Below are 19868 nucleotides of genomic sequence, written 5' to 3'. Positions count from 1 at the left end.
CGCGTCCCGCCGGTCCGTCTTGATCGGCATCGCCTTCAGCGCGCCCTTCACCTGCCGCGTTTCCATCAGGACCGTGGCAAAGCCTGAATCGGTCAAATACCGATAAAGCCATTGCGAAAGCGGGCCCGCTTCCAGACCCACCGCCACAACCCCTCCCGGCATCGCTTTCAGTGCTGCCACAAGCTCTTCCGGTTCGCTGGCCGCCGTCGCTTCCATCACGATCTTGCCCTGCCCGGACACCGCGCAGATCGCGGTGCTTGCGAGAGAGACATCCAGTCCGATATACAATTCCATGTCGTTGCCCTTTCGTTGTCCAAAATCTTGGGACGCGCTTCTCGGCACGATCCCGTCGACACGCCGCACAGCGTGCCAAGGGCAACGACACCTCACATCGAACGGTCATTCAACGCACAACGATGCCACTCGGGGCCCGCCCTGTTACGGCATCTCCGAGTTGTCCAGATGATGCGTTTTCTGCTGAATAGCGCTCATGGTCGCCAGATGCGACGGTCTGAGAACTACGGCCTGAGATGGCCCAGTGCTGCTTCGTTTGGCGGATAGAGGCGTTTTCAAATGGTAATTGACGGCTGTGCAGGACATCCTGACCTTTCGCTGCTATCCCGGCTGTGGAACAGAAAGAGACCTGCAATGACGATCACCAATCAAGATGAACTGGACGGACTGAAGGAGATCGGTCGGGTCGTCGCAAACACGATGCAGGCCATGGCGAAAGCGATGGAGCCCGGGATGACCACCCGCGAGCTGGACGAGATCGGCCGCGAGCTGCTGGAGTGTGAGGGCGCCATTTCGGCCTCGCAATCGACCTACGATTTTCCGGGCATCACCTGCATCAGCGTGAACGAGGAGATTGCGCACGGTATACCGGGCGAGCGGGTCATCGCACCCGGCGATCTGGTGAACATCGACGTATCAGCCTCCAAGGACGGTTATTTCGCTGATACCGGGGCGACGTATCATCTCGCGCCGGTGGACCCGTCGCTGCATCGCCTCTGTCGTGACGGGAAGCGCGCCATGCAGATCGGGATTGCTCAGGTCGGTCGGGACAAGCCGCTGGCCGGGATCGGCCGGGCCATCGGGCGCTTCGCTGCGGGTCGGGGCTACACGCTGATCCGCAACCTGGCCAGCCACGGCGTAGGCCGGTCGTTGCACGAATATCCGGGGGAGATCGCGACTTGGCCCACCCGTGGCGACACCCGCCGCATCAACAAGGGGCTTGTCATGACGGTCGAGCCCTTCCTCTCGACGGGCGGGCTCTGGGCCACGGGAGGGAGCGATGGCTGGACCCTCTACAGCGAGCCGGCAGCCCCGGTCGTGCAGTATGAACATACGGTTGTGGCGACGGATCGCGGGGCGACGATCGTGACACTGCCGGGATAATCCGTCTCTGGCCGCTTCGGGCTCGAAGCAGATGTCTGCCCGCGACACCAGGTTTACGATGCGCGGAAAACTTCTGCCGGTTGCATCCCATGGCGGTCCTGTAGCGCCATGGCCCTCCTGCCCGGCCCGTTCGCGCCGGCAGGGCTACGAGGCCGGCGCAGCCTTGCTGGGAACCGCGTTGAGGTAGCCGTCATTGATCACTCGACGCATGGCCTCGCGGGCCTCTGCCGGCGCGCCCGAGGCGATGGCCGAGGCAACGACGCGGTGCCGATCGACGACGGTCTTGCGCCGCTCGGGGAAGGTCGCGCTGCTTTCCGACATGAACAGGGAATAAAGCGCAGTCTGCACGAGATCGCCCAGCGACTGCAGGAAACGGTTGCCCGACAGGCGAAGAACCTGCTTGTGGAACTCGTAATCCGCCAGCGCGAAATCGGCCCTGCTTTCGGCGTTCTCCAGCGCGTCGCATAGAATGAACAGATCGTCGCACTCGATCTGGTTGACCCGCCCGGCGGCCTGCGCCGCGGCGGCGGGTTCGAAGATCATGCGGATCTCGAACAACTCTTCATAGTAGCGCGTCGGATTCTTGACAGAAGCATGCCAGCGCATGACGTCCTGATCGAACATGTTCCAGCCATCCGCCTGACGCACGTGGGTGCCGACCTTCGCCTTGGACTGGATCAGCCCTTTGGCAATCAAGGTCTTCTTCGCCTCGCGCACCACGGTCCGTGACACGCCGAACATCTCGCACAGGTCGGGGTCGAGGGGAATCATGGTCTCGGCCGGATACTCGCCAGCGACGATGGCCAGGCCCAGTTGATCCACGACAAAGCCGGTGTGGTTGCTCGCCCGATCGGCCCCGCCCTGTACAAGGGTCATGAGGGATCGGCGAAGCCAGTCGCTGCTCGTCGTCTTGCCTGCGTCGCCCATGTCAACCCTTTCTGAAGCACGATGAAAGCAAAGAGCAGCCCTCCGATGACGATCTTGGTCCACCAGCTCGACAACGTGCCGTCGAAGACGATGTAGGTCTGGATAAGCCCCATGATCAATATGCCGAAGAAAGTCCCGGCGACATATCCGTAGCCACCGGTCAGTAGTGTGCCCCCGATCACGACCGCGGCGATGGCGTCAAGTTCGACGCCCACCGTGGCCAGCGAATAGCCCGCAGAGGTGTAGAGCGAGAAGACGATACCCGCCAGGCCCGCAAGCCCGCCGGAGATGGCGTAGATGCCGACCGTGGTCGAGGCGATGGGCGAGCCCATCAACTTGGCGGTCTGTCCGCCGCCGCCCAGGGCGTAGACGTTCTGGCCGAACCGAGTGCGGTGCGCGACAAGGACGCCCACCAGGAAAGTCAGCACCATGACACCGCCGATCAGCCGGAAACGCCCGCCGGAGGGTGCCTTCCAGTAAAGCCCTTGCAGCACGTCGTAGAACTCGTGCGTAATGGGCACGCTTTCGGTCGACAGCACGTAGGCTGCGCCACGGGCGAGGAACATGCCCGCCAGCGTGACGATGAAAGGCGGCATCTCCAAATAATGGATCAGCCCACCCATGGCGGCGCCGAAAGCTGTTGTGATCGTCAGCACCAGCATGAATGCGATCAGCGGGTGGACACTCGTATCGCGCAGGATAACCGCCAGGAAAACGCCAGTGAAGGCGATGACCGACCCGATGGACAGATCGATCCCGCCCGACAGGATGACGAAGGTCATGCCCACCGCCGCGATGCCGAGGAAGGCATTGTCCGTCAGCAGGTTGGCCACGACGCGCGTGGACAGCATCGACGGGTAGGCATAGACGCAAAGCGCGTAGGCCAGAATAAAGGTCGCCAGCGTGACCAGCAGGGGCAGGTGTGTGGACCGGATCATCGCGCCTCTTCCTTCGGGGAGTTGGACAAGGGGTCCGTATCGGGTTGCGGTTGCGGGCCAGAGGCGCGCAGCATGTACATCAGATAGGTGATGCGCGGGCTCTGGATCACGAGGATCGCGAGGATCAGCAGTGCCTTGATCACAAGGTTGAACTCCGGCGGCATCCCCGACAGCAGGATCACCGAGTTGACGGACTGGATGATCAGCGCCCCCAGCAGCGAGGCGAGGATCGAAAAGCGCCCGCCCAGTAGGGAATTGCCCCCGATGACAACGGCCAGGATCGCGTCCAGCTCCAGCCAGAGTCCGGCATTGTTGGCATCCGCCCCCTTGATGTCGGCGGCCACGATGACGCCGGCCAGCGCGGCGCAGAGTCCCGAGACAAGGTAGACGCAGACCAGCAGCACCCGACTGTTGATCCCCGCAAGCCTCGAAGAGCGTTCGTTGATCCCGATGGATTCGATCAGCATCCCCAGAGCGGTGCGTCGAACGACCAGGATGACCAGCGCGCCGAGCGCCATCCAGATCAGGATCGGCGTGGGCACGCCCGCGATGGTGCCCGCACCCAGGTGGATCAGGCCTTCGTTGCTGAATGTCAGGATCTTGCCCTCGGTGATGAGCTGCGCAACTCCGCGCCCGGCCACCATCAGCACAAGCGTGGCGACAATAGGCTGGATCTTCAGCACCGCCACGAGCACACCGTTCCACAGCCCGCAAAGCGCTCCCGCGCACAGCCCCGCAAGCAGGGCTGTGCCCCAGCCATGCCCGTCGGTCACGACCGCGGCCGAGGTCGCACCCGCGATGGCCATGACCGCACCCACCGACAGGTCGATCCCGCGCGTGGCGATGACCAGCGTCATGCCGATGCACAGGATCGCCACCGGCGCGCCGCGGTTCAGCACGTCGATCAGGCTGCCGAACAGACGCCCGTTGCGGAAGTCGATGTCGAAGAAATCCGGGAAGACCAGCACGTTGAGCGCCAGCGCCGCGGCCAGGATCAGCAGTTGCGGCATGATCCGCTTGAGGACAGAGTGCTTGGGTCCGGGCATCAGGCCACCTCTCCGGGCAGGGCGTCGTCCTCGGTGATTGCATGGACGATGTTCTGCGGCGTGATCAGGTCGCCGCTGAGCTCGCGAACCGCCCTGCGGTCGCGCAGCACGACGACGCGGGTGGAATAGGCCACCAGTTCCTCCAGTTCCGACGAGGCGACCAGCAGTGCCATTCCGTCGGCGCGCAGTTGTTCGATTAGCGCGACGATCTCGGCATGGGCGCCCACGTCGATGCCGCGGGTGGGTTCGTCCAGAATCAGGAAATCGGGGTTTGTGGCCAGCCAGCGCGCCAGCAGCGCCTTTTGCTGGTTGCCGCCTGACAGCAGCCGGATCGGCATATCGAGACTGGCCAGCCGGATATCCAGCGCTTTGACGTAGCGCTCGGCGATCTCGTTGACCTCGGCGCGGGGGATCGGGCGCATCCAGCCTTGCGCGGCTTGCCGGGCGAGAATGATGTTGTCGCGTACCGACAGGTCGCCGACAATGCCTTCGGTCTTGCGATCTTCGGGGCAGAGCGCGAAGCGATGCGAAACCGCCTCGCGCGGGTTTGATACGGAAATCTCCTTGCCGCGCAGCAAAATACGACCCTGATCCGCCTGCACCGCCCCGAAGATCAGGTTCGCTGTCTCAGTCCGGCCCGAGCCCAGAAGCCCAGCCAGCCCGACGACTTCGCCCTCGCGCAGCGCCAGTGAAATCGGCTCCAGCATGCCGCGCTTGCCAAGGCCCTCGACCTCGATCAGCGTCCCGCCCGCAGCAGCCGCCTTGCGCTCGTGCACCTGGGCCTCAAGCTGGCGGCCAAGCATCAGCGTGACCACGTCCTTCTGAGTGACATCCGCCAGCACGCGTGTGCCGACAACGCGGCCATTGCGCAGGATCGTCGCGCGGTCGGAAATCTCGAAGACCTGATCGAGAAAATGGGTGATGAAGACCACCGCCAGCCCGCGTTCGCGCAATTGCCTTATGACCGAGAACAGCAGTTGCACTTCGTCCCGGTCGAGGCTGGCCGTGGGCTCGTCGAGGATCAGCACCTTGCCCGACATCTCGACCGCGCGGGCGACGGCTACAACCTGTTGAATCGCCACGGAATAGGTGGTCAGCGGTTCGGCAGGATCGATATCCAGCCCGTAACCCGCCAGCGACTCGCGTGCCATGGCATTCATCTTGCGCCGCGCCACCAGCCCCCAGCGCATCGGCTGGCGCCCAAGATAAAGGTTCTCCGCCACCGTCAGGTTGGGCAGCAAATTGACCTCTTGGTAGACCGTGCCGATGCCCAGTTTCTGGCTCTCGGCGGTGGAGTGCGGTGCGACCTCCTGACCGTCCAGACGGATCGTTCCGCCGTCGCGCTGGTATGCGCCCGTCAGGCACTTGATCAGCGTCGACTTGCCGGCGCCGTTCTCGCCCAGAAGCGCGTGCACCTCGCCGGACTCCAGCCGCAGCTCGACATCGTCAAGCGCTATTGTGCCGGGGAAAAACTTGGAAATGCCCTTGGCGTGCAGCACAGGGCCCGTGTTGTGTGTCATGGCTGACTCTTATCGGCGGGGGGCGGCTATGCAAGTGCGCGGCTCGGCCCCGTCAAAAGATCCGGAACCGGGCGCGTGCGGAACGCCCGGCCCCCGCGTGACCCTCTGGCTCAGTAGCCCAGGTCTTTCTTCTGCTCGTAGATCGCCCGGTTGTCGTCATCGGCTGTGAACAGCCTGGATTCCGTCTGGATCCATTTCGGCGGCATGGTGCCGTCGGCAAGGTAGGCTTCCAACGCGTCCAGCGCCGGACCCGCCATGTTGGGCGTCAGTTCGATTGTGGCATTCATCTCGCCGTTGGCGATGGCGAGATGCGCATCCGGCACCGCGTCGATGGCGACGACCTTGATATCGTCTCCCGGGTTCAGGCCGGCTTCCTTGATCGCCTGGATCGCGCCGACGGCCATGTCGTCGTTATGAGCATAAAGCGCGCAGATATTCTCGCCGCCCTCTGCCTTGAGGAAGCTTTCCATCACGACCTTGCCCTGCGAACGGGTGAAATCCCCGGTCTGCGAGCGCACGATTTCCAAGTTGTCGTGATCCGCGATGGCCTGTTCGAATCCGGACTTGCGGTCGATGGCAGGGGAAGAGCCGGTGGTGCCCTGAAGCTCAACGATGCGGCAGTCAGTACCGCCCATCGCATCGACCAGCCACTGTCCGGCGACGCTGCCCTCGTGCACAAGGTCCGAAGTAACGGCAGTCAGGTACAGGTCGTCGCTGGCGTCAACGGTGCGGTCCAGCAGGACCACTGGGATCTCGGCGTCCTGCGCTTCCTCCAGCACCTCGTCCCAGCCAGTCGCCACGACGGGCGCCAGCAGGATCGCATCCACGCCCTGCGCGATGAAGCTGCGGATCGCCTTGATCTGGTTTTCCTGTTTTTGCTGCGCGTCGGCGAATTTCAGGTCGATGCCGCGGGCTTCCGCTTCCTGCTTGGTCACCGTGGTTTCCGCCGCGCGCCAGCCCGATTCCGAGCCGATCTGAGAAAAGCCGATGGTCAAGTCCGCGGCGAAAGCGGTCATCGGCAAAAGGGCTGTTGCCCCGGCAAGAAGTGTCGTTCTGAGTTTCATGATTTCCTCCCTTTGCGTGCGTCTAACGACGTTCACTCGGGTATTAAGTATTATTTTAACACTTTTGTAAACTGTGCATTTTCTTGGACGCGCCAGAGCTCGTGTTGTTTGGAGCACATACTGACCGCGTAGTTGGCAAACTGCTTCGCGTTTGAATGGACCGAGTCGGAGCCAACCAGCCTGATCGACGACCGATGGAAGCAAGAGCTACTTGGATCTTGGAAAGACCATGGCTGACCAACACTATGTGATGCACAGCCACAAAGAATCCGCCAACTTGGAGAACGGGGCCCAGGTCAACATGGCAGAGGCGATCAATTCCCAAGCGCAGCGAGCCTTGGTGGGCATCCATTTTAACCTGGGCTGCCTGCACCTCCAGCGATACCTTTTTGATATCGTCTGGAGATGGAACCACAGGCAGCCCGTCTTTTGCTTGGTCAACCATGGACCACGAAAGCGGGAGTAAATCTTGGGAAATTGACGACGATCCTGCGCCCGATCACGCTTGTCGAACACATTCGCGTTGAGCAACGAACAGAAGTCGAGCTTGCACACCGCTGCCGACGAGGGGACCGCCTGATCTGATCAGCGGTATCTTGACCAGGAAGCCGGGCCGGTTGCCTTTTTTGAAACGGATGGTCTGAAAGCCTATGAGCCGGACCTCGGAACTTTCCAGATCCTTGCAGAAGCGCAGTGTTCGAACTCTCCCGTGCGAGAGTTGGCCGGGTGGCATGCTGGAGGCGAACAATCAGCTTTGACAGGGCCGTCGTAGCCTGAACACTTTTCCTACGGTCGGACATCATGTTTGAGCGCAGTTCAAATATCGGTGGCCAGCCGGTACGGCTGGCGCGAGGGACCGAGTCTTCGAGTCAATCCGGCACCCTGATGATGCCCTTTGCCAGGAGCATCTGGATCTGATCGTCACTGAGACCGATGTCTTCTGACAGAATTTGAGCTGTCTTTTCGCCCAACAGATTCGGAGCGTTTGGTGCCAAGGGACCCTGTCCGTCAAACCGGATTGGGCCGCGTACCAGTCTTAGGGGGCCTTCGGTCGGGTGATCCACCGCTTCCACAAGCCCACGGTCCCGCACGTGTGGTTGTTCAAGAGCGTCGCCGATCGACAGAATTGGGGCGCTGGGAACGTCGAATTCGCTCAGACGTTCCAGCCAGTATTGCGTCGTGTCGCGTTTCATCCGCGCATATATGATCTCATGTAACGCGTCGCGATTTGCGAGCCTTTGTTCGTATACGGAGAATAAAGGAGCTTCGATCAACTCTTCCATATCCAGGCTTCGTGCGAAATTGTGCCAGAATCCTTCCGTAAGGCATGCCACGATCACATGGCCGTCCGATGTCGGGAAAGCTCCGTAGGGTACGATGCTCGGATGTTGTGTGCCGACGGGCTGCGGGCTTTCTCCGGTCACGAAATAGATTTGCGACAGATAGCCCTGCATAGCGATCAAACTGTCCAGCATTGCAACCTCGACGTGTCGCCCTTTGCCGGTGGAATTGCGTTCGTGCAAAGCCGCGAGAAGCCCGAACAGTGAAAAGATGCTGCCGGCCATATCGCCCATCGGAATGCCAAGCTTGTTTGGGGCCTGGCCGGGTTCGCAATTCACGCTCATGACGCCGGACAACGCCTGAGCCACGATATCGAAGGCGGGCTTGTCGCCGAGGGGGCTGTCTTGTCCGAAGCCGGTGATCGAGCAATAGATCAGTCGCGGGTTGGCTTCGCGCAAGGTCTCGTAGCCCAGTCCCAGCCGGTCCATTACGCCGGGGCGAAAGTTTTCCAGGACAATGTCGCTTTGCGCAGCGAGGTCCTGGGCGATTTGCACGCCCTCGGCGGATTTGAGGTTCAAGGCAAGGCTTTTCTTGTTCTTGTTCAGCGCAATGTAATAGTGGCTCAGCTTCCCCTGAAAGGGCGGGAAATTGCGTGTCTCGTCGCCTTTTTCAATCGGCTCGACCTTGATGATTTCAGCACCAAGATCCGCAAGAACCATGCTGGCATAGGGTCCGGACAGAATTCTCGAAAAATCCAGCACCTTGATGCCATCAAGCGGGCCTTTGCGATTGGGTGTTGCTGTATCGATCATGTGCTTTGCCCTGAGTTTCTGGAGATTTTCATGATGGCCGAGGCGCATGCGACCAAGCCATCGGAGCAGGATATTTCGGCATCGACGAAGATCAGGGATCGCGTGCTGTGACGGATATTCGCGCGAGCTTTCAGAAAGTCACCAGATCGGGCAGATCCCAGAAACTGCGTGTCCATCTGGACGGTCACAGTTGGCTGGCGGTCCGCCGCGTTCCACGCAACGAGTGCGACGACCTGATCGAGAAGGCTGGTGAGCACGCCGCCGTGTATTAGGCCGATGTGGTTCTTGTGGTCGTCGGTGGTTTGAAGGCCATAGATGTTCTTTTCATCGATCTGGGTAGACCGAAGCAGAGGTCCTATCTTACCCATGAACCCACCGATGCGGACGGCTTTCCAGCCCTCCGGAACCTTGTCTGGTATCGTCAATTCCTAACTCCCTGTTTCGATTTGCATGTCTTTTATGTGATCCCGGACCGATTGCATGGCCTTGGCAAGTTTCGGGATCGCGTCGTCCATCAGTCGCTCGGAAATACCGATCGCCACAATGGATCGGACCATTTTGCCGTCGCTGCCAAAGACGGGGACCGCGACGACCGTGACACCGGAAATGTAGCTGCCCTGGTCGACGGAATAGCCGCGGACCCGGGCGTCGCGAACCTCTTGTCGCCACTCATCGAATGCCGGTGGATGATCCCATACCAGCTTCTCGAACCCATCCTGGAGGTCGGATTCATCGCTCGCGTTGAATGCGGCGAAGAGGCGGCCGGTGGCACTGATCAAGGCGGGAAAGCGGCTGCCGAGATCCACCTGCAAGCGGAATGGCAAATTGGATTGTGACAGCGCCACGACAATCATCTGGCCGGGTTCGGAAAGCTGTGTGGCGATGCTCGTGACCCCGAAATCCCGTGACAGCTCTGAAAGTTTTGGTTGGATCAGCGTCGAGAAAGTATTGCGCTGAAGAGCCGCTCTGGCGATCGGAAGAATGCCGACTCCGACCGTGTAGCGTTTCGTTTTCGAATCAAATTCGACCAGCCCCTCATCCTGAAGAACCCGGAGGATGTGCAGGCAGGTGCTCGGCACCAGAGCCAGCTCCCGGGCGAGCGGATTGACCCCCACCGGCTCAGGAGATCGAGCGAGAAATCTCAATATAGCAACGGCGCGTGAGACGGCAGGGACCTGCCGTTTCGTTGTCTTTGCGGGGGGTTCAATTTGCATTTTCAGACCTCATTTCGCCAAACTTCATTGTATATATACAATAAGAAAAGCGTATTGACAATAATTGTCGTCGATCTTTACCGTTGTCAACGAAGCTGATGGCGCCGTCCGGGCGCTTCGAATGCAAGCACTGGGAGAGAAGCTCAAATGAACCGCCTGACGGATTTCACGTCTTATGCAGACGCACAGAAGCACTATTCCAAAGGCGGTCTGTGGGCATTGTTCGACGGCAGCCGGGAGCGTTTCAGCATCGCGCACGAGTGCATCGATCGGCACGTGAAAGGGGACAACGTGGCCCTCCATGTGGCGCATTCCGATGGTGGCGACGAGATCGTCACATTCGAGGAAATCTCGCGCCGGTCATCCCAAATCGCGCATTTTCTCCGCTCCCAGGGCGTCGGAAAAGGCGACAGGGTTGCAATCATGATCGACCCCTCGCTGGCCTTCTATTGCGCCCTCTTTGGAGTGATCAAGGCAGGGGCGGTGGCTGTGCCGATGTTCTCGCTTTTCGGGCCGGACGGTATTCGCCTTCGCGTTGGAGACTGCAAGCCCGAGGTGTTCTTTACCAATGCCGAAAAGGCACCCGAGGCAGTCGAAGGCGGTGCGAAGAACGTAGTCGTGGTCGATCAGGATTTCCTGGCCAAACTGGACGATCTGCCCGCTACCTTTGAATGGAATACGTCAGGCTCCGATTTGGCGGTACTGCAATACACATCCGGAACAACCCGCGCATTGCCGGCAGCAGTCGAGCACAGCCACCAGTCGATCGTCACCCTCATGGTCGCGGCGCTCTACGCGACAGGTATCCGCCCCGGCGATCGGTTCTTTTGTCCGTCATCTCCGGCCTGGGGCCACGGATTGTGGCATGGCACGTTTGCCCCGCTGGCATTGGGCGTGTCTACCGGCACCTTCAGCGGCAAGTTCGATCCCGTGCGGTTGCTCAAGGCGTTGCAGGACTTTCGTGTCACCAACCTGACGGCCGCGGCGACGCATTACCGGATGATGCGCAATTCCGGACAAGCGGAGAATTTCACCTATTGCTTCAACAAGCTGTCCTTCACGGGCGAACCGATCGACTCTGAAACCGCCAGCTACGTGGAACGGACATTCGGCACCAAGGTCCGCTCGATGTACGGCACGACCGAGATCGGCGTGATCATCGCAAACTATCCCGGAGCCGGTGATCTTGAAGTTCGCGATGGCGCCATGGGCAAGGCGGTCCCGGGAGTCGAGGTCGCGGTGCTGCGCGCGGATGGCACTTTTGCCGCCCCAGGTGAGACCGGCGAATTGATGGTGAAGAAACGCGGCGAATGGTTTCCGACCAAGGATTTGGGCCGGGTCGATGAAGACGGATATTTCTACCACGGCGGTCGCGCAGATGATGTGATCATCTCGGCTGGCTGGACGATTGGCGCGGTAGAGGTCGAGGACGCGATACTCAGCCACCCCGCAGTGGCCGAATGCGGCGTGATCGGCGCGCCCGACGCTGTGCGCGGGCTGGTGGTCAAGGCGTACATCATCCTCAAGTCCAAGGAAACGCCGGGCCTCGTGACGGAGATTCAGGATCACGTCCGCGCCCGGCTCGCCCGCCACGAATATCCCCGCCAGATCGAGTTCGTCAAAGAACTCCCGAAGACCCCGGCGGGGAAGGTCAACCGCAAGATCCTGCGCGACCAGGAAGCCAAGAAATTCGAAGCCGCGGAATGATCCGCGCGCGCCGACTGACATTCTGAGGAGAAGAAGACCATGAACGACATGACCCACAAGAAATTCCCGAAAATCACGCAGGAGGGGCTGGACGATCTGCGCCAACGGATCGGCGTCAAGATCGAGAAGACAGTCGAACCCTGGTGCTATGAGGCGACCCGCGACAATATCCGGCACTACGCTCACGGCATCGGTGACGACAACCCGCTGTGGTGTGATCCGGAATATGCGAAGACGACGAAATACGGCGACGTCATCGCGCTGCCCTCGTTCCTGTTCGCCACGAACCGCATCATCTCGGGTTATGTCGGCGGTCTGCCGGGTGTGCATGCGATGTGGTCGGGCGCCAACTGGAACTGGCACAAGACCATTACTCGCAATATGGAATTTCGTACCGAGGCTGTGCTCAAGGATCTGATCGAGCATGAGACCCGCTTTGCCGGGAAAGCCGTGCAGCAGATTTATCACGTGGATTTTTACGACACCGCCACCGGCGAGCTGGTTGCTGACGCGGACAGCTGGTGCTTCCGCACCGACCGTGATCAAGCGCGCGAGAACGGCACCAAGTACACCGAGGCCAAGGCCAAGGGCCGCAAAGTCTGGACCGAAGAAGAACTGCAAGAGTACTACAAGTACTACGAGCAGGAGAAAATTCGCGGTGCCGAGACCCGGTATTGGGACGACGTCACCGAGGGGGAAGACCTGCCGACGATGGTCAAGGGGCCGATGACGGCCACAGGCTTCATCGCCTATGCCCAAGGTTGGGGCGGTCTTTACATCCGCGCCAACAAGCTCGCGTGGCAGCTTCAGCAGAAGCACCCCAGCGCCGGACCCAAGAACAAGTTCGGCATTCCCGACTGCCCCGAACGCGTGCACTGGGAAGAAGAATTTGCACTCGAGGTCGGCGCCCCCGGAGCCTACGACTATGGCCCTGAACGGACGTCCTGGCTGACGCACCAGATCACCAACTGGATGGGCGATGACGGCTTCCTACGGCAGGCCAAGTGCCAGGTACGCCGGCACAATCCCGAGGGCGACATCATCCTGATCCACGGCTCCGTCATCCGCAAGTTCGAGGAAGACGGCCGTTACCTGCTTGAAATCCAGCAACGTGCGGAACAGCAGGATGGGGAATTGTCGGCCATGGGTTCGGCCATCATCGAGCTGCCCAAGCGCTGAGATCGTCAGACGCAACGGCAAGGGAGGAGAGCCGATGCTTGATAAGTTTCTGAGCAAATTGGAGGACATCCTGCATCTCGCAGGGTGCCTCGCCTTGGTGGCAGTCGCGGCGCTTATCAATGGGGATATTCTGTTGCGCCTATTTGCGAACCGGCCCGTGCAGATTCAATTTGAACTGACGGAGCTGTTTCTCATGCCGGCACTCGCCACACTTTCTCTGTCGCGGGTGTTCCGCGACGGTGGACATCTTGCACTGGAATTCACGGCCAAGGACCTGCCCGGTCTGGTTGGACGCGTGATTTCCCTGATGCGCCTGATGCTGCCGGCAGCATTCTTTGCAGCCGTCACGTACATGTCCGGAAAATTTGCCCTCGAAGCCATTTCCCATGGGGATGTGGAATACGGGGTGATCGATTGGCCGCTCGGGTGGGCCTATGCCGTTGTTCCTTTGGGGTGCGGTGTGCTGGTTCTGCGGCTGCTGCACGATGCGCTGATCGGGCGATCCGTCGCAGCCACCTGAATAACAATTTTTCCATGGGAGGAGAAACATCATGAAGACATCGACCAAACTCGTCGCGGCAATGACAGCCGCTATCTCATTCGCAGCTACGAATGTTCACGCCGAGACGCTAAGACTGGGCGATTTTCAGTCGACCAGCCATATCGTGTCGATTGAGGGCACCACCAAGTGGATGGCCTCCGTCGAAGAAGCGACGGACGGCGCAATCTCGTTCCAGCATTTTCCGTCGCAGCAGGCCGCCAAGTCCAAGGCGCAGCTTGATGCCGTGACAAACGGCATTCTCGATGCGGCGCTGTTGGGCACACCCTATCACGCAGATGTTCTGCCGCTGAATTCGGTGGTTGCGCTGCCGGGATTCTACGGCTCGGCAGAGCAGGGCACGGAGGCGTTGCAAGCGATGCTGGACGAAGGCCCGCTGCGCGAAGAGATCCTTGCGACCGGCGTCACCCCGATCTTCGGTTTCGTATTGCCGCCGTATCAAGTGCTGGCCAAGGCGCGGCTGGGGGAACCCGCCGATTGGGAGGCGCAAGATATCCGTACTTCGGGCTCTACGCAGGCCATGACAGCGCGTGCGCTCGGCGGTGTCGGCATCTCGATCCCCGGTCCGGAAGTGTACACGGCCGTTGAGCGGGGTCGTCTGGATGCTGTCCTTTTCCCTCTGGCGTCCGTGCCCGGCTACAAGCTGAACGAAGTGGTCAGCCACATTTCCACAAACGGCTCTTTTGGCGGATACAGCTTTGTCATGGTGGTCCGCAGCGACCTTTTCGAAGGACTGACTGAAGACGTGCAGTCCGAGATGCTACGCCTTGGTCGCGAGACCGCCCTGCATGTCGCGAAAGCACAGGACGACTCCGTGGCGGATCTCATTGGGGAATGGACCGCTGAAGGCATCGACACCTACACCTTCTCCGAAGAAGAGTTGGCCGCTGTGTCCGAACAACTAAAAGCTGTCAGCACGGATTGGGTCGAACGGATCAACAACGATCGGGCACAAGAAGTTCTCGAAAGCTACCGTGACCTGACCAGCCAATAGAACGCGTACTCTTCGAAAAATCAGAGGCAGTCGCCGAAACCGCGGCGGCTGCCCTCTCCCCAAGATTCTGTCCGGATCCCAGATGCTGACTTTCTTTGCAATTCTCGTAATCTTGGCCGTCCTCATGACGTTCCGTGTTCCAATTGCTTTTGCAATGGGAATTACAGGTACGCTTGGCCTGGCCGCCCAACTGGGACCGCGCCCCGCTCTCGCGGTATTGGAGCGAACCTTCTTCGATACCTCCGCGTCCTTCATCCTGGTTGCCATCCCGCTGTTCATTCTCATGGCCGAACTGTTGACTGCAGGTGACGTGACGCGCCGCGCGATCTTGTCCTGCCAAGCCTGGATCGGACACGTCAAGGGCGGCCTTGCCATGGCAACGGTGGCTGCATCGGTCATTCTGGCGGCGCTGGTTGGCAGTTCGACGGCTTCGACGGCCGCGATGGCGGCCTCCGCCTTTCCCGAAATGCGCGCGCACAATTACTCCGACCGGCTCGCCTCGGCCGTGGTCAGCGTCGGTGGCACGCTCGCGGTCGTTGTGCCACCTTCCATTGTACTGGTCGTCTATGGAGTGTTGACCGAGACGTCGATCGGCAAGCTCTTCATCGCCGGGATCATCCCGGGGCTATTGACGGCATTCGGCCTTGCCTTGGTCATCAAAGTCATCGCCCACACCACGGATCAAGCTCCCAAGGGTGAACCCTTTGTGCTCAAAAAGGCCATCAAGCAAAGCCGTCACGTCGTTCCGATGGTGTTGCTGATGATCGCGGTGATCGGTGCGATCTATGGCGGTATCGCATCGCCATCGGAAGCGGCGGCGCTCGGTGTCATGGGCTCCCTGATCATTGTCCTGATGCAGCGCACGTTGAGTTTCGTGCAGTTCAACAAATCGATCAGCGGTGCGATACGGGCCACGGTCATGATCGTGGCGATCATTGCCTGCTCGGCGATCTTTTCGAATTATCTTGCCTTTACCCGTATCACCCACGCGATGCTGGAGTTCGTTGCGACAACGGACATGCGACGCGAAGTCATCATGATGATCATCATCCTGATCTTGCTTGTGATGGGGATGTTCATGGACCAGCTTGCGATCCTGTCACTGGCCATGCCGCTGGCTTTTCCCACGGCCATGGCGCTGGGTTATGATCCGGTGTGGTTCGGCATTGTCGTGACCAAGACGGTCGAGATCGGCCTTCTTACTCCGCCACTTGGGCTGAACGTGTATGTCGCAGCAGCACAGACCCGCGTTCCGCTCGGTACGATCTTTCGCGGGATACTGCCCTTCCTCTGCATTGAAATCCTGGTTTTGATCCTGCTGCTGTCGTTCCCGCAGATCACCTTGTTTCTGCCTGACCTCATGACGCGCTGACGCGCCGGCTCCCTGTTCAACTATGAACTCGTCCCTGCCTGAAGGGGACAGGGAAGGTGCGCGCGCCAACAACGGAGAAAAACGTAAACATGAGCATTTTGCAAAGCAGCCTTGGTCCCAACTCTCCGGGATTCGCTGAAAACGCCGCGGCAATGCAGGCGCAATACGCCGAATTGGCGGAACGGGCCTTCCGGATCATGCAAGGCGGGTCGGAAGCTTCGCGAACCCGCCATGTTTCGCGCGGAAAGCTCCTGCCGCGTGACCGGATCGCCACTCTCCTGGACCCTGGTTCGCCATTTTTGGAAGTTGGGTTGTTTGCCGCGTCGGACATGTACGGAAACGAGGTTCCCTCAGCTGGCGCGATCGCCGGAATTGGGCGGGTCGAAGGGCGCGACTGCATGATCCTTTGCAACGACGCCACAGTCAAAGGTGGCACCTACTTTCCGTTGACGGTGAAAAAACACCTGCGCGCTCAGGAGATTGCCGAGGAAAATCACCTCCCATGTATCTATCTGGTAGATAGCGGCGGGGCGAACCTGAACAACCAGGACGAGGTCTTTCCGGACCGGGACCATTTTGGACGGATCTTCTTCAACCAAGCGCGAATGTCGGCAAAGGGGATTGCCCAGATCGCGGTCGTGATGGGCTCCTGTACTGCCGGCGGTGCGTATGTTCCCGCCATGAGCGACCAGACAATCATCGTGCGCGAGCAGGGGACCATTTTCCTCGCTGGCCCGCCACTGGTCAAGGTGGCGACTGGAGAGATCGTCGATGCCGAAACGCTTGGCGGCGGCGATACGCATACGCGTCTGTCTGGCGTAGCGGATTACCTGGCTGACGATGACCGGCATGCGCTGGCCTTGGCGCGCGAGATCGTGAGCCATCTTGGGCCGGCACCGCGTCCCAGTGTCGATTTCAAGGAGCCGAAAGAACCGCTATTGCCGCCCGAAGACGTCATGGGCATCGTTCCGGCCAATGACAAAACGCCTTACGACGCGCGCGAGTTGATCGCGCGGCTAGTGGATGGCTCCGACTTTGCCGAGTTCAAACCGCGCTACGGCACGACGCTGGTCACCGGCTTTGCCCATATCGACGGGGTGCCGGTCGGAATCATTGCCAACAACGGAGTGCTGTTCTCGGAAAGCTCGACCAAGGGCGCGCATTTCATCGAACTGTGCTGTCAGCGCAAGATACCGCTGCTGTTCCTCCAGAACATTACCGGTTTCATGGTTGGCTCGAAATACGAAGCGGGCGGTATCGCAAAAGATGGCGCCAAGCTTGTCACGGCGGTGTCTACCGCTTCGGTTCCCAAGATCACCGTCATTGTCGGTGGCTCCTATGGGGCAGGCAATTACGGAATGTGCGGGCGCGCCTTTGGTCCCAGGTTCGTTTGGATGTGGCCCAATGCGCGGATCGCGGTGATGGGAGGAGTGCAGGCCTCGGGCGTGCTGGCGGATGTGCGCCGCGCGGCCATCGAAGCAAAGGGGGGCGCTTGGTCGGCCGAAGAAGAAGCCGCCTTCAAGCAACCTACGCTGGACATGTTCGAGGAGCAATCCAAGCCGATCTACGGGTCTGCCCGGCTTTGGGACGACGGGATAATCGACCCGCGGAAGACGCGCGATGTCGTTGCGCTGTCACTTCGTGCGGCACTGAATGCACCCGTCGCAGACACGAAATTCGGCCTTTTCAGGATGTGATGATGACCAAGACCTTCTCAAAGATACTGATCGCCAATCGGGGCGAGATCGCAGTGCGTGTTATTCGCACCGCGCGCCGAATGGGGATTGCAACAGTGGCAGTCTATTCCGACGCGGACGAAAAGGCGCTGCATGTGTCCTTGGCCGACGAAGCCATTCAGATCGGCCCGTCGCCGGTCTCCGAGAGCTATCTGGTGGCCGGCCGCATCATTGAAGCGGCAAAGGCAACAGGTGCGCAGGCTATACATCCCGGCTATGGCTTTCTGTCCGAGAACCCGGATTTTGTCGACGCGGTCGAGTCTGCAGGTCTGACCTTCATCGGTCCGTCTTCGAAAGCCATTCGGGCCATGGGACTGAAGGATGCCGCCAAGGATTTGATGGCCACCGCCGGAGTGCCGGTTGTGCCAGGCTACCAGGGAAAGAGCCAGGACCCGGATTTTCTGGCCGCAGAGGCACATCGCATCGGCTATCCAGTGCTCATCAAGGCTCGCGCCGGGGGCGGTGGCAAGGGCATGCGCATGGTCCATGCGCCTAAAGACTTCGCCGAGGCGCTGCAATCGGCACGACGCGAAGGACAGGCGAGTTTCGGCGACCCGCATGTGCTGATCGAAAAATACGTCACCGCACCCCGCCATATCGAGGTGCAGGTCTTTGGCGACAATTACGGCGGGGTCGTGCACCTTTTCGAGAGGGATTGCTCATTGCAGCGGCGCCACCAGAAGGTGATCGAGGAAGCACCCGCACCGGGCATGTCCGACGCCGTGCGCAGCGCCATGACCGAGGCCGCCGTCATGGCCGCACGGGCCATCGACTATTCCGGTGCCGGCACCATCGAATTCATCGCCGACGGCTCCGGCCCGCTGCGCGAGGACGGGTTCTGGTTCATGGAGATGAACACCCGCCTGCAAGTCGAACATCCCGTGACCGAGGCGATCACGGGCGTCGACCTGGTTGAATGGCAGATCCGGGTGGCCGCGGGCGAACGCTTGCCGCTCCGACAGGAGAACCTCGCAATCAACGGCCACGCTTTCGAGGCGCGGCTTTATGCCGAAGACCCTGCGAACGGCTTCCTGCCTGCCACCGGCATGCTGGAGCATCTGTCGTTTAGCGACACGGCCCGTAACGATACCGGCGTGCGCAGCGGGGATGCCATCAGCCCGTTCTACGATCCGATGATTGCCAAGATCATCACCCATGACGCCGATCGCAATTCGTCTCGGCGGGCGCTCTATCAGGCGCTTCGCGAAACGCATGTGGTGGGCACGGCGACCAACGCCGAGTTCCTCGCCGCACTGACCGATCACGTCGGCTTTGCCACAGGTCATTTCGATACCGGCCTGATCGCACGCGACCTCGACGCGCTGATCGCCGAAACGCCGCCAAGCGATGCCCATGTCGCCTTTGCCGCCATCGCAGCCCTCGGTCTCGACCCACAGGCACCGCGGCAGGGCTGGCGGCTCTGGGGCAAGGCGGCGCAAGAGCTAAATTTCATGCTAAACGGAACGCCGCTGCCGTGTCGGGTAGTATTGGAACCAGACGGCTCTATCACCGTGCATCGCGACGGATCGAACGTCATCACCCTTAAGGACCTTGCCATCCAAGGTGCCCGGATGTCTGCCCGGACAGGTCCCACGAATGCGCAGATCAACGCGACCGCGCGCCGCGCCCACCGCGGCACCGCGCGTCTGATCTCTGTCTTGACCGGGGGAGTCGCGTGTGAATTCCTGCTCCCCGACGCCCGGTCAGGCAGCGCCGCGCTGGTCGATTCCAGCGACAGCGTGGTGGCGCCCATGACCGGAACGGTCATTGCGCTGGACGTCGCGGTCGGCGATCAGGTGGCTCAAGGCGCGCGGCTGGGCGTAATGGAGGCGATGAAAATGGAAACCTCGCTTGTCGCCCCGCGTTCCGGCACGGTGTCCGAGGTGCTCTGCGCCGCGGGTGATGCCGTCGAGGGCGGCGCGATCCTCTTCAACCTCGAAGCCGAGGCCCCGACATGACGCGAGACGTTCGGAGCGCAAAGCGGTGACACGTCCAGACCTCATCGGAAATGATGGAGCGCGGGAACCGGTCGCCTTTCGGTCGAGGCTGGGAAATCCGGCGGGATCATCCGCTTTGCGAAGTTGCCCACCGCGGAGCGGTAATATTCGCACCGCATCAGAC

Annotated in this window: 17 protein-coding genes and 2 pseudogenes; 9 read left to right on the top strand and 10 right to left on the bottom strand. The window is 60.7% G+C overall.

What is annotated here, in order from left to right; genetic code table 11:
* Positions 1-294 (bottom strand): transposase (locus LCF60_RS20090; protein WP_292294322.1); only part of this gene is annotated, 294 nt, incomplete at its 3' end.
* A 354-nt stretch (positions 295-648) separates the two neighbouring features.
* Between LCF60_RS20090 and map the strand changes: the two genes are divergently transcribed.
* A complete protein-coding gene (gene map / locus LCF60_RS20085; protein WP_292294321.1) occupies positions 649-1398 on the top strand; it encodes a type I methionyl aminopeptidase in 750 nt (249 codons plus the stop codon).
* A gap of 144 nt (positions 1399-1542) precedes the next feature.
* Here the strand turns inward: map and LCF60_RS20080 are convergent, their stop codons facing one another.
* From LCF60_RS20080 to ytfQ, 5 genes are all read right to left on the bottom strand, one after another.
* A complete protein-coding gene (locus LCF60_RS20080) occupies positions 1543-2274 on the bottom strand; it encodes a FadR/GntR family transcriptional regulator (RefSeq protein ID WP_292294320.1) in 732 nt (243 codons plus the stop codon).
* Positions 2271-3263, bottom strand: a complete 993-nt coding sequence (yjfF, locus tag LCF60_RS20075) for a galactofuranose ABC transporter, permease protein YjfF (protein WP_292294319.1) — start codon at positions 3261-3263, stop codon at positions 2271-2273. The genes LCF60_RS20080 and yjfF overlap by 4 nt, the downstream gene beginning before the upstream one ends.
* On the bottom strand, positions 3260-4309 hold the full coding sequence (locus LCF60_RS20070; RefSeq protein ID WP_292294318.1) for an ABC transporter permease: 1050 nt from the start codon (positions 4307-4309) through the stop codon (positions 3260-3262). The genes yjfF and LCF60_RS20070 overlap by 4 nt, the downstream gene beginning before the upstream one ends.
* Positions 4309-5829, bottom strand: a complete 1521-nt coding sequence (locus LCF60_RS20065) for a sugar ABC transporter ATP-binding protein (RefSeq protein ID WP_292294317.1) — start codon at positions 5827-5829, stop codon at positions 4309-4311. The genes LCF60_RS20070 and LCF60_RS20065 overlap by 1 nt, the downstream gene beginning before the upstream one ends.
* 110 nt (positions 5830-5939) lie before the next feature.
* Positions 5940-6893: a galactofuranose ABC transporter, galactofuranose-binding protein YtfQ gene (gene ytfQ / locus LCF60_RS20060; RefSeq protein ID WP_292294316.1), complete on the bottom strand. Its 954-nt coding sequence runs from the start codon at positions 6891-6893 to the stop codon at positions 5940-5942.
* A gap of 202 nt (positions 6894-7095) precedes the next feature.
* Here ytfQ and LCF60_RS24660 point away from each other — a divergent pair.
* Positions 7096-7359: pseudogene (locus tag LCF60_RS24660) on the top strand (transposase); the annotation flags it as partial.
* Between the two features lie 403 nt (positions 7360-7762).
* On the opposite strand, the gene LCF60_RS20055 reads toward LCF60_RS24660, so the two are convergent.
* The 3 genes from LCF60_RS20055 to LCF60_RS20045 are packed head-to-tail and all read right to left on the bottom strand — an operon-like array spanning position 7763 to position 10200.
* Positions 7763-9034 carry a CaiB/BaiF CoA-transferase family protein gene (locus tag LCF60_RS20055; protein ID WP_292294315.1) on the bottom strand — a complete coding sequence of 424 codons (1272 nt, stop codon included), beginning with the start codon at positions 9032-9034 and terminating at the stop codon, positions 7763-7765.
* On the bottom strand, positions 8983-9411 hold the full coding sequence (locus LCF60_RS20050; protein WP_292294314.1) for a PaaI family thioesterase: 429 nt from the start codon (positions 9409-9411) through the stop codon (positions 8983-8985). The genes LCF60_RS20055 and LCF60_RS20050 overlap by 52 nt, the downstream gene beginning before the upstream one ends.
* 3 nt (positions 9412-9414) lie before the next feature.
* Positions 9415-10200, bottom strand: coding sequence for an IclR family transcriptional regulator (locus LCF60_RS20045; protein WP_292294313.1), 786 nt, complete (start codon positions 10198-10200; stop codon positions 9415-9417).
* A gap of 147 nt (positions 10201-10347) precedes the next feature.
* Here LCF60_RS20045 and LCF60_RS20040 point away from each other — a divergent pair, with 147 nt between their 5' ends.
* The 7 genes from LCF60_RS20040 (at position 10348) to LCF60_RS20010 (ending at position 19705) form a co-directional block, all read left to right on the top strand.
* The gene (locus tag LCF60_RS20040; protein WP_292294312.1) at positions 10348-11907 is read left to right on the top strand and encodes an AMP-binding protein; all 1560 of its coding nucleotides are present in this window, start codon (positions 10348-10350) and stop codon (positions 11905-11907) included.
* Between the two features lie 39 nt (positions 11908-11946).
* Positions 11947-13086, top strand: a complete 1140-nt coding sequence (locus LCF60_RS20035) for a MaoC family dehydratase N-terminal domain-containing protein (RefSeq protein ID WP_292294311.1) — start codon at positions 11947-11949, stop codon at positions 13084-13086.
* Between the two features lie 34 nt (positions 13087-13120).
* Positions 13121-13606, top strand: a complete 486-nt coding sequence (locus LCF60_RS20030; RefSeq protein WP_292294310.1) for a TRAP transporter small permease — start codon at positions 13121-13123, stop codon at positions 13604-13606.
* 31 nt (positions 13607-13637) lie between these two features.
* On the top strand, positions 13638-14639 hold the full coding sequence (dctP, locus tag LCF60_RS20025; RefSeq protein WP_292294309.1) for a TRAP transporter substrate-binding protein DctP: 1002 nt from the start codon (positions 13638-13640) through the stop codon (positions 14637-14639).
* Positions 14640-14721: 82 nt separating this feature from the next.
* On the top strand, positions 14722-16011 hold the full coding sequence (locus LCF60_RS20020; RefSeq protein ID WP_292294308.1) for a TRAP transporter large permease: 1290 nt from the start codon (positions 14722-14724) through the stop codon (positions 16009-16011).
* Between the two features lie 152 nt (positions 16012-16163).
* Positions 16164-17708 (top strand): carboxyl transferase domain-containing protein, encoded by a 1545-nt coding sequence (locus tag LCF60_RS20015; RefSeq protein WP_292294323.1) that lies wholly within the window; start codon positions 16164-16166, stop codon positions 17706-17708.
* Positions 17709-17710: 2 nt separating this feature from the next.
* A complete protein-coding gene (locus LCF60_RS20010) occupies positions 17711-19705 on the top strand; it encodes an acetyl/propionyl/methylcrotonyl-CoA carboxylase subunit alpha (RefSeq protein ID WP_292294307.1) in 1995 nt (664 codons plus the stop codon).
* Positions 19706-19718: 13 nt separating this feature from the next.
* Here LCF60_RS20010 and LCF60_RS20005 read toward each other — a convergent pair.
* Positions 19719-19802, bottom strand: a pseudogene (locus LCF60_RS20005) (IS6 family transposase); the annotation flags it as partial.
* Positions 19803-19868 lie beyond the last annotated feature (66 nt).

Source organism: Marivita sp. (assembly GCF_020055635.1).
GTDB lineage: Bacteria > Pseudomonadota > Alphaproteobacteria > Rhodobacterales > Rhodobacteraceae > Marivita.
This window is presented reverse-complemented; position numbering and strand designations above follow the sequence as displayed.